Annotated in this window: 15 protein-coding genes and 1 pseudogene; 11 read left to right on the forward strand and 5 right to left on the reverse strand. The window is 70.4% G+C overall.

Annotated features, from left to right (window positions below; all coding sequences use genetic code 11):
• Positions 1-9: 9 nt before the first annotated feature.
• Both OG611_RS02395 and mca read right to left on the reverse strand, forming a co-directional pair.
• Positions 10-246 carry a hypothetical protein gene (locus OG611_RS02395; RefSeq protein ID WP_266415053.1) on the reverse strand — a complete coding sequence of 79 codons (237 nt, stop codon included), beginning with the start codon at positions 244-246 and terminating at the stop codon, positions 10-12.
• A 1-nt stretch (position 247) separates the two neighbouring features.
• Positions 248-1,129 carry a mycothiol conjugate amidase Mca gene (mca, locus tag OG611_RS02400; protein ID WP_266415055.1) on the reverse strand — a complete coding sequence of 294 codons (882 nt, stop codon included), beginning with the start codon at positions 1,127-1,129 and terminating at the stop codon, positions 248-250.
• Between the two features lie 97 nt (positions 1,130-1,226).
• Between mca and OG611_RS02405 the strand changes: the two genes are divergently transcribed.
• Positions 1,227-1,643 (forward strand): DUF4307 domain-containing protein, encoded by a 417-nt coding sequence (locus OG611_RS02405; RefSeq protein ID WP_266415057.1) that lies wholly within the window; start codon positions 1,227-1,229, stop codon positions 1,641-1,643.
• Between the two features lie 183 nt (positions 1,644-1,826).
• Positions 1,827-2,324, forward strand: coding sequence for a transcription elongation factor GreA (greA, locus tag OG611_RS02410; RefSeq protein ID WP_266415059.1), 498 nt, complete (start codon positions 1,827-1,829; stop codon positions 2,322-2,324).
• A 207-nt stretch (positions 2,325-2,531) separates the two neighbouring features.
• Here greA and ilvA read toward each other — a convergent pair whose 3' ends face one another.
• The gene (gene ilvA, locus OG611_RS02415) at positions 2,532-3,761 is read right to left on the reverse strand and encodes a threonine ammonia-lyase (RefSeq protein ID WP_266415061.1); all 1,230 of its coding nucleotides are present in this window, start codon (positions 3,759-3,761) and stop codon (positions 2,532-2,534) included.
• Positions 3,762-3,938: 177 nt separating this feature from the next.
• Between ilvA and OG611_RS02420 the strand changes: the two genes are divergently transcribed.
• The 4 genes from OG611_RS02420 (at position 3,939) to OG611_RS02435 (ending at position 5,538) form a co-directional block, all read left to right on the forward strand.
• Positions 3,939-4,469: a MarR family winged helix-turn-helix transcriptional regulator gene (locus OG611_RS02420; RefSeq protein WP_266415063.1), complete on the forward strand. Its 531-nt coding sequence runs from the start codon at positions 3,939-3,941 to the stop codon at positions 4,467-4,469.
• Between the two features lie 74 nt (positions 4,470-4,543).
• Complete coding sequence (locus tag OG611_RS02425) at positions 4,544-5,038, forward strand: sigma factor-like helix-turn-helix DNA-binding protein (protein ID WP_266415065.1); 495 nt, start codon at positions 4,544-4,546, stop codon at positions 5,036-5,038.
• Positions 5,035-5,283, forward strand: a complete 249-nt coding sequence (locus tag OG611_RS02430) for a hypothetical protein (protein ID WP_266415067.1) — start codon at positions 5,035-5,037, stop codon at positions 5,281-5,283. The genes OG611_RS02425 and OG611_RS02430 overlap by 4 nt, the downstream gene beginning before the upstream one ends.
• 63 nt (positions 5,284-5,346) lie before the next feature.
• Positions 5,347-5,538, forward strand: a complete 192-nt coding sequence (locus tag OG611_RS02435) for a DUF1059 domain-containing protein (protein ID WP_266415069.1) — start codon at positions 5,347-5,349, stop codon at positions 5,536-5,538.
• Positions 5,539-5,685: 147 nt separating this feature from the next.
• Here the strand turns inward: OG611_RS02435 and OG611_RS02440 are convergent, their stop codons facing one another.
• Positions 5,686-6,831, reverse strand: a complete 1,146-nt coding sequence (locus OG611_RS02440; RefSeq protein ID WP_266415071.1) for a cystathionine gamma-synthase — start codon at positions 6,829-6,831, stop codon at positions 5,686-5,688.
• 68 nt (positions 6,832-6,899) lie between these two features.
• Here OG611_RS02440 and OG611_RS02445 point away from each other — a divergent pair, with 68 nt between their 5' ends.
• Positions 6,900-8,003: a hypothetical protein gene (locus OG611_RS02445; RefSeq protein WP_266415073.1), complete on the forward strand. Its 1,104-nt coding sequence runs from the start codon at positions 6,900-6,902 to the stop codon at positions 8,001-8,003.
• Positions 8,004-8,084: 81 nt separating this feature from the next.
• Positions 8,085-8,750, forward strand: a complete 666-nt coding sequence (gene msrA, locus OG611_RS02450; RefSeq protein ID WP_266415076.1) for a peptide-methionine (S)-S-oxide reductase MsrA — start codon at positions 8,085-8,087, stop codon at positions 8,748-8,750.
• Between the two features lie 165 nt (positions 8,751-8,915).
• Here msrA and OG611_RS02455 read toward each other — a convergent pair whose 3' ends face one another.
• On the reverse strand, positions 8,916-9,338 hold the full coding sequence (locus tag OG611_RS02455; RefSeq protein WP_266415079.1) for an RICIN domain-containing protein: 423 nt from the start codon (positions 9,336-9,338) through the stop codon (positions 8,916-8,918).
• 181 nt (positions 9,339-9,519) lie between these two features.
• Between OG611_RS02455 and OG611_RS02460 the strand changes: the two are divergent.
• The 3 genes and pseudogenes from OG611_RS02460 to OG611_RS02470 form a co-directional block, all read left to right on the forward strand.
• A pseudogene (locus OG611_RS02460) lies at positions 9,520-9,615 on the forward strand (peptide-methionine (S)-S-oxide reductase); the annotation flags it as partial.
• Positions 9,616-9,851: 236 nt separating this feature from the next.
• Positions 9,852-10,646: an integrase gene (locus tag OG611_RS02465; protein ID WP_266415081.1), complete on the forward strand. Its 795-nt coding sequence runs from the start codon at positions 9,852-9,854 to the stop codon at positions 10,644-10,646.
• Positions 10,647-10,934: 288 nt separating this feature from the next.
• Positions 10,935-11,864 carry a class I SAM-dependent methyltransferase gene (locus OG611_RS02470; RefSeq protein ID WP_266415083.1) on the forward strand — a complete coding sequence of 310 codons (930 nt, stop codon included), beginning with the start codon at positions 10,935-10,937 and terminating at the stop codon, positions 11,862-11,864.
• The last annotated feature ends 148 nt before the right edge of the window (positions 11,865-12,012 follow it).

A 12,012-nucleotide genomic window follows, 5' to 3' on the forward strand; every position in this document is an offset into this window, starting at 1 on the left:
CTTCCGTCGCTACTTCCGCTTCGCGGAGCCCGCCCCCGCGGTGGCGTCGGCCGCCACCGCGTCCGGGTCCGGGGCCTCCTCGAAGTCGACCTTGCCCATGTGCCGGTTCATGGACTTCATCAGCAGCCATACGCCCGCGGCGAGCGCCGCGAAGACGATGAAGCCGAGAACGCCGGGGGTCACCTTGTTCTTGTCGAGCTCAGCGGCAAGCGGAACGAGGTCGGTCAGTGCCTGGGTCGCGTACATATCAGGCATTGTCGCGGATGCCCGCGAAGAGGTCGCTCTCGGGGAGGGAGGTATCGACGAGGGACTTCGCCAGCTCGTACTCCTCGGTCGGCCAGACCTCCTTCTGGATGTCCATCGGAACGCGGAACCAGCCGCCGTCCGGATCGATCTGCGTGGCGTGCGCGACCAGCGCCTTGTCGCGGATCTCGAAGAAGTCCGCACACGGAACGTGCGTGGTCAGCGTGCGTTCGTCGCGCTCGAACTCCTTCCAGCGCTTCAGCCAGTCGCCGTACGGCGACTCCAGGCCGCGGGCCAGCAGCGCCTCGTGCAGCGCCACCGTGCGCGGCCGGTTGAAGCCCTGGTTGTAGTAGAGCTTCTGCGGCTGCCAGGCCGGGCCGAACTCCGACTCGGGGAACTTCTCGGTGTCCGCCGCACCGTCGAAGGCGATCATCGTGATCGTGTGGGTCATGATGTGGTCGGGGTGCGGGTACCCGCCGTTCTCGTCGTACGTCGTGATGACCTGCGGACGGAACGCGCGGATGCTGCGGACGAGACGGCCCGCGGCCTTCTCCTCGTCCTCCAGCGCGAAGCAGCCCTCGGGCAGCGGCGGCAGCGGGTCGCCCTCGGGCAGGCCCGAGTCGACGAAGCCGAGCCACTCCTGCTCGACGCCCAGAATCTCCCGGGCCTCGTCCATCTCCTTCTTGCGCACCTCGTGGATGTTCTCCTCGATGTACGCGTCGCCCTGGAGCTTCGGATTGAGGATGGAGCCGCGCTCTCCTCCCGTGCAGGTCACCACCAGCACGTCCACCCCCTCGGACACATACTTGGCCATGGTGGCCGCGCCCTTGCTCGACTCGTCGTCGGGGTGGGCGTGGACGGCCATCAGTCGCAGCTGCTCGGTCAAGACTCGATCCTCAGTGATTCGGCACATGGGCAGGCTTCTATAGTGACCGAACCGGGGGGTGGAAAATTCCTCGATCCCCGGCCCAGGAGGAACGATCATGACCGCGGTGCCCGAGGCGCCTCCGGAGAACCGCTACGGCCGCTCCGCGGACCAGCGCGCGGACCGCCGGCTGAAGATCATCGGCTCGGTGCTGGGCGTCGTGCTTCTCGGTGTGGTCGGCTGGATCGGTTACGACTACGTCGCCGGCCAGGGCATCAGCGCCGAGGTGATCAAGCGCAAGGTCGTCTCGGACGAGCGGGTCGACATCCACCTCGAAGTGCGCAAGGACAAGGACGTCGAGGGCTACTGCACCCTGCGCGCGCAGCAGGAGGACGGCAGCGACGTGGCCCGCAAGGACTTCCGCTTCGACGAGCGCACGGACCGGATCGACCGGATCCTGACGCTGCGTACGACGTCCAGGGCGACCAGCGTCGAGCTGCTGGGCTGCACCGTCGACGACGGGGCCTCGCACTGACCGGCGCACGCCGGCCCTGACCCACCGTTCCCGGGCCCGACCTGCGCATACGCGGTCCCGTCGATTTACCTTCTCCCCCTTTTCCTGCGGAATTGTTAGGCTCGTGGTTTCGCCCACCCGTGGAAGCACATGCTTACGGGTAGGGCGATGCTTTGTATTCCCAGTACCGACGAGGAGCACCCTGTGACCCAGACCAGCGAAAACGTCACCTGGCTCACGCAGGAGGCGTACAACCAGCTCAAGGCCGAGCTGGAGTACCTGTCTGGTCCCGCGCGCACGGAGATCGCCGTAAAGATCGCGGCGGCCCGTGAGGAGGGCGACCTGCGCGAGAACGGCGGGTACCACGCGGCCAAGGAGGAGCAGGGCAAGATGGAGCTCCGGGTGCGCCAGCTGACCCAGCTCCTGGAACACGCGAAGGTCGGCGAGGCACCCGCCGACGACGGCGTGGTCGAGCCCGGCATGGTCGTGACGATCTCCTTCGACAACGACCCGGACGACACGATGACCTTCCTGCTCGCCTCGCGCGAGTACGCGAGCTCGGACATCGAGACGTACTCCCCGCAGTCGCCGCTCGGCACCGGCGTGAACGGCAAGCGGATGGGCGAGGACGCCGAGTACGAGCTGCCGAACGGCAAGACGGCCACCGTGAAGATCCTGGCGGCGAAGCCGTACACCGGCTGATCCCGCACCACCGACGCAGGGAGCCTCCGGCCCGACGGGCCGGAGGCTCCCTGCGTGTGCGGATCAGCGACGCCCGGACCGGGTGCGCCATCGGCCGGCCGTCCGACGGCGACACGCCCGGGTTGCCGAAGAGCACCCGGGGCGAGCGCGGCCCGGTTCGGCCCGGCCGGTCTTTCCGCGCCTGGCACACATCGGGACAGGCGAGGGTCAGCTCATCACCAGATAGCCCGCGTCCCGCAGCGCCGCCGAGACCTCCGCGCAGTGCTCCGGCCCCTTCGTCTCCAGCTGGAGCTCCACCTCGACCTCGGTGAGCCCGAGCCTGGGATCGGTCCGCACATGACCGATGTCGAGCACATTGGCGTCGACCACCGAGAGCACGCCCAGCAGGGTGGCCAGCGCACCGGGGCGGTCCGTCAGGCGCAGCCGCAGACTCAGATAGCGGCCGGCCGCCACCATGCCGTGGGTCAGGATGCGCTGCATCAGCAGCGGGTCCACATTGCCGCCCGAGAGCAGCGCGACCACCGGCCCGCGGAACGACTTCGGATCGCTCAGCAACGCCGCGACCGGGCTCGCACCGGCCGGCTCCACCACCAGCTTCGCCCGCTCCAGACAGAGCAGCAGCGCACTGGACAGCTCGTCCTCGGAGACCGTACGGACCTCGTCGACCAGCTCCCTGACCAGCTCGAACGGCACATCGCCGGGGCGCCCCACCTTGATGCCGTCCGCCATCGTGTTCAGCGAACCGATCGACACCGGATGGCCCACGGCCAGCGAGGGCGGATAGCAGGCCGCACCCGCCGCCTGCACCCCGACGATCCGCACATCGGGCCGGACCGCCTTGACCGCCACCGCGATGCCCGCCGCGAGACCACCGCCGCCGATCCCCACGACGATGGTGCGCACCTCGGGGCACTGTTCGAGGATCTCCAGGCCCACCGTGCCCTGTCCGGCGATGATGTCCGGGTGGTCGAAGGGGTGGATGAAGACCGCACCGGTCTCCCGCGCGTACTCCTGCGCGGCGGCGAGCGTGTCGTCGACGACATGTCCGTGCAGCCGGACCTGCGCCCCGTACTGCCGGGTGGCGGCCACCTTCGGCAGCGGCGCCCCGACCGGCATGAAGACCGTGGACCGTACACCGAGCAGCGCAGACGCGAGTGCGACACCCTGCGCATGGTTTCCGGCGCTCGCGGCGACGACTCCGGCCGCCCGCTCCACCGGGGACAGGCCCGCGATCCGTACATACGCGCCACGCAGTTTGAACGAGCCGGTCCGCTGGAGGTTCTCGCACTTGAAATGGACCGGCGCGCCCACGAGGTCGCTCAGGTGGCGGCTGCCTTCCATGGCGGTCACCCTGGCCACGCCGGAGAGCATCTTCTGCGCCCCGCGGATGTCGTCGAGGATCAGCGGGGGGAAGTGGCCGGTCACGCGGAAGTTCATACCGTAAGTCTTGCAGCTCGGCCCGCAGGTCCCGCCGCTCGGCAGGGCGGCGGCCGCCGCGTCCGGCCCCCTCCTGGACCGTTGTCCACAGGTTTGTGCAGCGCTGGTACGCGTTGCCCCGTGGCCGCGTACTCTGTCCCCCACCCATCCGACACCGCACGAAGAGAGCCCCCGGCCATGCCCCCTCAGGACATGACGACAGCTGCGTCTCCTTCCGGGGGCGCCGCCCCCGAACCCACGGGTTCCGACCACGTCCTCGACGCTCTGCAGCACCAGGTCGCGGTATTCGCCCGCCGTGCCGAGCAGACCCGCCTCGGCGGTGTAGGCCAGGTGCGCAATTCCATGGACCGGGCCGCCTATCTGCTGCTCAACCGGCTGGACCGGGAAGGGCCGATGGGCGTCAAGGCACTCGCCGCGGGCATGGGGATCGACTCCTCGACCGTGACCCGGCAGGTCGCACCGCTCGTCGACACCGGGCTGGTCAAGCGCACCTCGCACCCCGAGGACGGCCGGGCCGTCGTGCTCCAGCTGTCGCCGCGCGGCCAGGCGCGACTGGACGAGGTCCGCGGCTCCCGGCGCGAGCTCATGACCCAGGTGACGGACGGCTGGACGGCCGAGGAGCGCGAGACCTTCTGCGCACTGCTCACCCGGTTCAACACCTCGCTGGCCGCCCGCCAGACCTCGCACCAGGCACCCCCGGCCGGCTGACGGAAGCTCCGGGTCCGGACCGACCTGCTGCACACCTCTTGACCGGGAGACCCGCAGCGGCTCGTATGTGGACTGTGCGAGAGCGCCAGACGGGCCGGGAGCGGCGCCGCGCCCAGGAGTTCGAGACCTTCGTCGCGGGCGCGGCCGGCCGTCTGCTGCACACCGCCACGCTGCTCACCGCCGAGCCCATGCGTCCGCCGGGAGCCAATCCCCGGGCCCAGCGGCTGCTCACGGCCGCCCTGGCGCGCACGTACGCGCGGTGGGACCGGCTGCGCGGCGAGGATCCGTACGACCGCACCCGGCGCGAGCTCGCCGTCCGCTTCGCCCACGAGGTCTGGCGGCACCACCGGCCGCGCGGCGGGCTGCTGGACCCACTGACGCCGCAGGAACGCCTCGTCCTCGTACTGCGGCTGTACGAGGGGGTCGCGGAGGAGCAGGCCGCGGCGCTGCTCGGCCTTCCGGTGGAGCGGGTGCGGGCAGTCTGCAACCGCTCGGTGGCCACGATGCGCGGCACCCGCCGGCCCACGGCGCGGCGGGGCACACCGGGTCCGCTGGGGGTCGCGCGGTGAGCCGCGGCGGCGACCGGGAGGACGAGGTCCGGCGGATGCTGGACGGCCCGCATCCCCAGGTGCCCGCCGATCTGGCGCAGCGGGTGGCGGAGCGCGGCGGCAGGCTGCTGCGCCGGCGGCTGTTCGCCCGCCGGCTGATGCTGCTGGTGGCGTGCGCGGCGGTGGTGGCCTTCACGGTCTGGGCGATGGCGGCGCATCCCTGGCAGGCACCTCCCGCCGAGACGACGCCGCTGGAGGGCTGGTGAGCGGCAATTCCGGGCGAACTATCCTGGAATGGGCGGCATGCGGATCCAGCCGAGGAGGCTGCCATGACCAGGAAGATCGCTGACTGCCGCAAGCATCCGAGTGTGTCGCACTGCTCGCTCACCATCTCCGGTGAGGAAGAGGAAGTCGTACGGGCCGCGACGGAGCATGCGGTCTCCGTCCATGAGCACAGCGACAGCCCGGAACTGCGCGAACAGATCCGGGCGATGCTGGAGGACGAGAAGGTCAACGCCTGACATGCCGCGGATGACCGGGCGGACCCGAGTGTGCGGGCCCGCCCGGACTTCTTGCAGAAAGCCCCCGCCCCCCAGGGCCTCTCGTTTGGATCATGCCGGGCTCGCGTGCCCCGGCACCCTGATCCGGCCTGATCCGAACGAAAGCCCCTAGCCGAGTGCCTGCGTCAGGTCGGCCAGCAGGTCGTCGGCGTTCTCGATGCCGACGGAGACGCGGACGAGGTCGGCCGGCACCTCCAGCGGGGAGCCCGCCGCCGAGGCGTGCGTCATGCGGCCGGGGTGCTCCACGAGCGACTCGACGCCGCCCAGCGACTCACCGAGGGTGAACAGCTTCGCCCGGTTGCAGACCTGGACCGCGGCCTCCTCGCCGCCCTCGACCCGGAAGGACACCATGCCGCCGAACGCCTTCATCTGCTTGGCGGCGATCTCGTGGCCCGGGTGCTCGGGCAGCCCCGGGTAGAGGACCTGGGTGACCTTGGGGTGCCGGGTCAGCAGATCGGTGACCTTGGTGGCGTTCTCGCAGTGCCGGTCCATGCGGACCGCCAGGGTCTTGATGCCGCGCAGCACCAGCCAGGCGTCGAACGGTCCGGCGACCGCGCCCATCGCGTTCTGGTGGTACGCCAACTCCTCGGCGAGTTCGGGGTCGTTGACGATCAGCGCGCCGCCGACGACGTCCGAGTGGCCGCCCATGTACTTCGTGGTGGAGTGCACCACCACATCGGCGCCCAGGGCCAGGGGCTGCTGGAGGTAGGGGCTGGCGAAGGTGTTGTCGACGACCAGGCGCGCACCCGCGGCGCGGGCCACACCGGCGATCGCGGCGATGTCGGTGATGCCGAGCAGCGGGTTGGACGGGGTCTCCACCCAGATCGCCTTGGTGCGCGGGGTGATCGCCGCCCGTACCGCCGCCACGTCCGAGGTGTCGGCGACGGAGAACTCGACGCCCCACCGCGAGACGACCTTCGCGAACAGCCGGAACGTGCCGCCGTAGGCGTCGTTCGGGATGACCACATGGTCGCCGGGGGTCAGCAGCGTACGGAGCAGGCAGTCCTCGGCGGCGAGGCCGGAGGCGAAGGCGAGTCCGCGGCGGCCGCCCTCCAGGGCCGCGAGGTTCTCCTCCAGTGCGGTACGGGTCGGGTTGGCGCTGCGGCTGTACTCGTAGCCGCCGCGCAGTCCGCCCACACCGTCCTGCTTGTACGTGGACACCTGGTAAATGGGCGGAACAACGGCGCCGGTGAGGGGATCGGCGGTGTTTCCCGCGTGGATCGCGAGGGTCTCGAAGCTGTGCTGGTCGCTCATGGGGCCCGAGCGTAGTTCGTCCCGAGGGCGCCCACCGGACTACCGGGCCGTCCGGTGACAATGGGTGCATGGAGATTCTCTGGTTCCTGCTCGCCCTGTGCATGCTCGCCGCGGTCGTCGGCCCCTTCGTGCTGCGCCGCCGCGGCGGAATCCGCCAGGTCGCGCCTGGTTCCCCGGACGCCGCCGACCCGGACGCCTACGGCTTCGTGCGCCAGGAGGAACTGGACATCCGGCTGCCGGGCCCGGACCAGGATCTTCTCGATGTGCTCGATGTCGTGCAGCGTTCCCAGGACTGGCGGGCGGCCTCGCAGCTGCTGGCCGGTACGCCCAAGGAGGGCGAGGTGCGGTGGCAGCGGGTGCAGGCCTTCGCCGGGGCCGCCTCGCTGGAGCTGGCGCAGCAGCCCGGTGTCGGTGGTGCGTGGCTGCGCAAGTGGCGGGCCCAGACGCCGAAGGACGCGGGCGGTGCGGCGGTGCACGCCGAGTTCCTGGTGCAGCAGGCGTGGCGTTCGTCGACCGCGGGGACGGACGACTTCCGCATCATCCTGGAGGAGGCCCGCACGGTCTGCGGCGAGGCGGCGCTGCTGGCGCCGGGCGACCCCGTTCCGTACCTCACCGAACTGGCCGTCTCCCGCGGACTCGGCTACTCCCACGAGGAGTTCGACCGGCTCTGGGCGAAGGTGATGGACCGGGCCCCGGCCCACATGGGCGCGCACATCGCCGCGCTGCACTACTGGTGCGAGAAGTGGCACGGTTCGCGCGAGGACGCCGACCGCTTCGCCACCGCGGCCGCCGCCCGCGCCCCGCAGGGCTCGCTGCTGGCCGCGCTGCCGCTCTTCGCGGTGTACGAGCATCTGCCCGAGGTCAATCTGGTGCAGGGCTTCTACCGCGGCCTGGTGGTGACCAAGGCGGTCGAGGGCGCCTTGTTCGCGGTGCACGCGGCCCGCCCCGACGACCCGATGCTCGCGCACGTCCGCCATTTGCTGGTCCTCTTCCTCGTCCGGATGGAGCGCTGGTCGGAGGCGATGAACCAGCTCGTCCACATCGACGGCCACGTGGGCGCGCTGCCGTGGACGCAGGACCCCGACCCGGCCGCCGAGTACACGGTCTACCGGGCGCTGGCGGTGGCCGGCTACGAGTCGAACGGCGGCAGCCCGGCGACGCTGCCGCGGTAGGGCCCGGCCCTGGCGGGCGGAATCCATGGCGCTCCCGCCGCGTTGTACGCACTGCACACCCGTCCCAGGAGGAGCCCCCGCATGTTCCTGCAACGCCGCACCCCTCAGCTCCCCACCCCGGAGGAGGCCCTGAAGGGCCGCCCCACCCCCGAATTCGCCGTCCCGTCCCACCACACGGTCCTCGGCAACCAGCTGCTCGGCCCGTACCCGCAGGGTCTGGAGGTCGCGGACTTCGCGCTGGGCTGTTTCTGGGGCGCCGAGCGCAAGTTCTGGCAGACGGACGGCGTCTGGACGACGCTCGTCGGCTACCAGGGCGGCTACACCGAGAACCCCGCGTACGAAGAGGTCTGCTCGGGTCTGACCGGCCACACCGAGGCGGTCCGCGTCGTCTTCGACCCGAAGACCGTCTCGTACGCCGAGCTGCTGAAGCTCTTCTGGGAGTCCCACGACCCGACCCAGGGCTTCCGCCAGGGCAACGACGTGGGCACCCAGTACCGCTCGGCGATCTACACCCACTCCCCCGAGCAGGAGGCCGCCGTGACAGCCTCCCGCGAGGCGTACCAGAAGGTCCTCACGGCCTCCGGCCACTCCGCGATCGCCACGGAGATCCTCCCGGCGGAGGGCCGCACGTTCTGGCCGGCCGAGGCATATCACCAGCAGTACCTCGACAAGAACCCGGCGGGCTACTGCGGGATCGGCGGCACGGGGGTCTCGTGCCCGATCGGGGTGGCTCCCGCCGGGGAGTGAAGGCATGGAAGCCGCGCTGTCACCGCAATGACACTGCGCTCACGCTGTGTGTGCAGCGGTGATCGCCGTGCGGTGGGTGGGAAATGCCCACGGATGCCGCACACGCTGGCGCCAGACACAACGGAGCCCCACCGGGTGCAGCCGACGGAGCTCCGAAGGTGCGGTTCAGCCGAGGCGGAACTGCTGGTTGGGCTTGTCCTTGTCGGTCCACTGGACGAGCTTGGCGCCGTCCGCAGTGTCCTCACCGATGACGGACAGAAGCTTGCCGCTGTGGCGTGCCTCCAGGGAGAAGTACCCGTCGTCCTTCTGGACGAGCTTCCACTCCTGGTTGGGCTTGCCCTTGTTCGTCCACTGCACGACTGTCCCACCGTCCTCGGTATCCGAAGCAGTGACGGACAGGGCCTTGCCACTGTGCACGGCGATGACGTTGTAGTAGCCACCCGTCGTCGCCACCAGGTTCCAGTGCTGGTTGGGCTTGTTCTTGTCCGTCCACTGGACGACCTCAGCTCCGTCCTCGGTCCCCGAGGCGGTGACGGACACGAGCTTGTTGCTGTGACGGGCTACCAGAGCGGCAGTGAACACGGCCATGATTTCTCCTCGTTCAGTGATCAATCGACCACTGAAGTAACGACCACCAACCCGTCTACGGTCTGGCAACTGAGCCATACGGCCAGAAATCAACTCCTGACGACTCAGAAGAATCGACACGCCCTCGAACGACCGATCGGCGGGCATCGCACGACTGCGCCATGACACCGTCGATGACCGTCACCAGCAGTACCTCGACAAGAACCCGGCGGGCTACTGCGGCATCGGCGACACGGGGGTCTCGTGCCCGATCGGGGTGGCTCCCGCCGCACCGCGACAGGCCGCCTGCGGCCCGGCGAATGCCCGCCCGCCTGCTTGTGGCCGGCGGGCACGTCTACGCCTATGCGAGAGGGGCGCGGCGAGGATCAGGCAGCGCTTCCGATGCGGTCCTCGCGCACCCCGGCCTCGGCCCCGGCCACTGAGCCGTCGGGGTCAGCCGTCCGGTTACTGCCCGTGATCCGGACGGGTGCCGGGTGGCGCGTGGCCCTACCGCCGGGAGGGCAGGATCAGGGCATGCGGGTGACGATGACGAGTGCTGTGGCGCGGACCGGCCGCACGAATGAGGACTTCACCAGCGCCCTGCCGACGGCAGCGGTGCTGGTCGACGGTGCCGGCATCCCCGGCACCGCATCGGTCTGTCGGCATGGCGTGGCCTGGTACGCCAACCGCCTGGGAGGCGGCCTCCTCGTCCTTCTGTCCCTCGCACGGAACCGCAGCCTCCCGGAGCTGCTGGCCGAGGCCATCGAGCGGGTGACAAACGATCACCGGGACACCTGCGACGTAGCCGCCCCGATCAGCCCGTCGGCAGCCGTAGCCGTCCTGCGCCTGTCCGACGGCCTCGTCGAGTATCTGGTGCTCGGTGATTCGACCTTGGTGCTCGACCGGGCGGACGGCGCGCCGCTCGTCGTCTCCGATCCCCGGGAAGTGGTCATCAGCCGCCCCTACGCGTCCGCGCTCGAAGCCACTACCGAGGGGAGCGACGCGCACCACCGCGTCCTCCGAGAGCTACGGGCCAACCGGAACCAGCCGGGCGGCTTCTGGGTGGCCAAGGACGACCCCCGGGCGGCGGACGAAGCGATCACCGGGAGCTGTCCGGTCTCCGAGCTGGCCGGTGCCACTCTGCTCAGCAACGGGGCCAGCCGCATCGTGGACCGGTTCCGGCTCGCCGACTGGCCGACGGTCATCGCCCTCCTGGCATCGAGCGGACCCGCCGAAATCATCCGCCGTGTCCGGCAGGCGGAGGCCCGCCACGCGGTGGCGGCGGACGATGCGACGATCGCGCACTGCACTGGCCTCGGCGAGACTTGACCGCTGCTGACAGAGGGTGCCTGCACCTGCCATCCGACCCTGCGCGGTGGGAGGCCGGGCCCGCCGGCGCCGTACGGACGGCCCTCGTGGATACCGGGGACCGATCCGGGAAAGGATCACCGGCGTCCGAAGCATCGCCGACTCCACCGTCAACACCAAGCCCACCACCTCCGCCGCCTTCACTGCCTCCGCTGCCTCCACTGCCTCCACCGCCCTGACCGAACAGCGCTTGCGGGACCCGTGGCTCACCCTTCTCGGCCGTCCAACCGATCGAAAGGTTCCCCCTCCTTGCACACGCAGACTCCGAATGCCGTGCCCGAACCCACTCCCACCCTGCTGGAGCGGCTCCCCGTTTTACGCCGTGGACTCGACCGGCTGGAGCGCAAGCCCACCGCGTTCGGCCTGGTCATGTGGGCTTTTGGCCTGGCCAAGCCGGTGTTTTTGGACCATGTGGTGACACCCGAGCCGCGCGCCGAACTCGGCCCCGTGCGCGAGCTCCTGGAGAGGAACCGGGAGTGTTACGCCGAACACCTCACCGGCTTCCTGGAGTACGCCGACCAGCTGGCCGGGATCCCCTTGAAAGGGGTGGAGAAGGCGTCCGCCGCCTACTGGGGCAACACCTGGCTGCCCCCGCTGGACGCGCTCTCGCTCTACGGCTTCCTCGCCTCCGAGAGGCCGGCCCGCTATCTCGAAGTCGGCTCCGGGAACTCCACCAAGTTCGCCCGCCGGGCCATCCGGGACCTCGGCCTGAACACCCGCATCACGTCCATCGACCCGGAGCCCCGGGCCCATATCGACCACCTCTGCGACGAGGTGATCCGTGTCCCGCTCCAGGACGCCGAACTCGGCGTCTTCGCCGAACTGGAGCCGGGCGACATCCTCTTCGTCGACGGCTCGCACCGGCTCCAGATGGGCTCCGACGTCATGGTCTTCTTCTTCGAGCTGCTGCCCCGCCTCAAGCCGGGGGTGCTCATCCAGGTCCACGACATCATGCTTCCGGCGGACTATCCGGAGTCCTGGCGCTGGCGCCTCTACTCGGAGCAGTACCTCCTGGCCGCGCTGCTCACCGCCGCGCCGGAGCGCTTCGACGTCCAGTTGCCGAACGCCTTCATCCACGCCGCCCCGGAACTGCGGAAGATCCTTGACCCGCTCTGGCGCCGGCTCGGCGTGACCAGGCACTTCCACCCGGGCTCCTTCTGGTGGCGGCACGCGGGCTGACGCTCCTCCGCCGCACCGGCTCCGGAGCGCCGCCGGCCGGCGGCGCTCCGCGCCCACCGTCGCCCAACTGCCGCGCGATGCGTCCGGTCGGGTACAGCAGCGCCTCCGGCACGCCTGCCGGAACGCGGCTGCCGACGGCCGCGCCCCG

This window comes from Streptomyces sp. NBC_01363 (assembly GCF_026340595.1).
GTDB lineage: Bacteria > Actinomycetota > Actinomycetes > Streptomycetales > Streptomycetaceae > Streptomyces.

Excerpts from the sequence above, each read along its gene's own strand:
- OG611_RS02455 (WP_266415079.1), bottom strand. The coding sequence starts at position 9,338 with ATGGCCGTGTTCACTGCCGCTCTGGTAGCCCGTCACAGCAACAAGCTC.
- OG611_RS02465 (WP_266415081.1), top strand. The coding sequence starts at position 9,852 with ATGCGGGTGACGATGACGAGTGCTGTGGCGCGGACCGGCCGCACGAAT.
- msrA (WP_266415076.1), top strand. The coding sequence starts at position 8,085 with ATGTTCCTGCAACGCCGCACCCCTCAGCTCCCCACCCCGGAGGAGGCC.
- OG611_RS02405 (WP_266415057.1), top strand. The coding sequence starts at position 1,227 with ATGACCGCGGTGCCCGAGGCGCCTCCGGAGAACCGCTACGGCCGCTCC.
- OG611_RS02395 (WP_266415053.1), bottom strand. The coding sequence starts at position 246 with ATGTACGCGACCCAGGCACTGACCGACCTCGTTCCGCTTGCCGCTGAG.
- ilvA (WP_266415061.1), bottom strand. The coding sequence starts at position 3,761 with ATGAACTTCCGCGTGACCGGCCACTTCCCCCCGCTGATCCTCGACGAC.
- OG611_RS02440 (WP_266415071.1), bottom strand. The coding sequence starts at position 6,831 with ATGAGCGACCAGCACAGCTTCGAGACCCTCGCGATCCACGCGGGAAAC.
- OG611_RS02435 (WP_266415069.1), top strand. The coding sequence starts at position 5,347 with ATGACCAGGAAGATCGCTGACTGCCGCAAGCATCCGAGTGTGTCGCAC.
- OG611_RS02420 (WP_266415063.1), top strand. The coding sequence starts at position 3,939 with ATGCCCCCTCAGGACATGACGACAGCTGCGTCTCCTTCCGGGGGCGCC.
- OG611_RS02445 (WP_266415073.1), top strand. The coding sequence starts at position 6,900 with ATGGAGATTCTCTGGTTCCTGCTCGCCCTGTGCATGCTCGCCGCGGTC.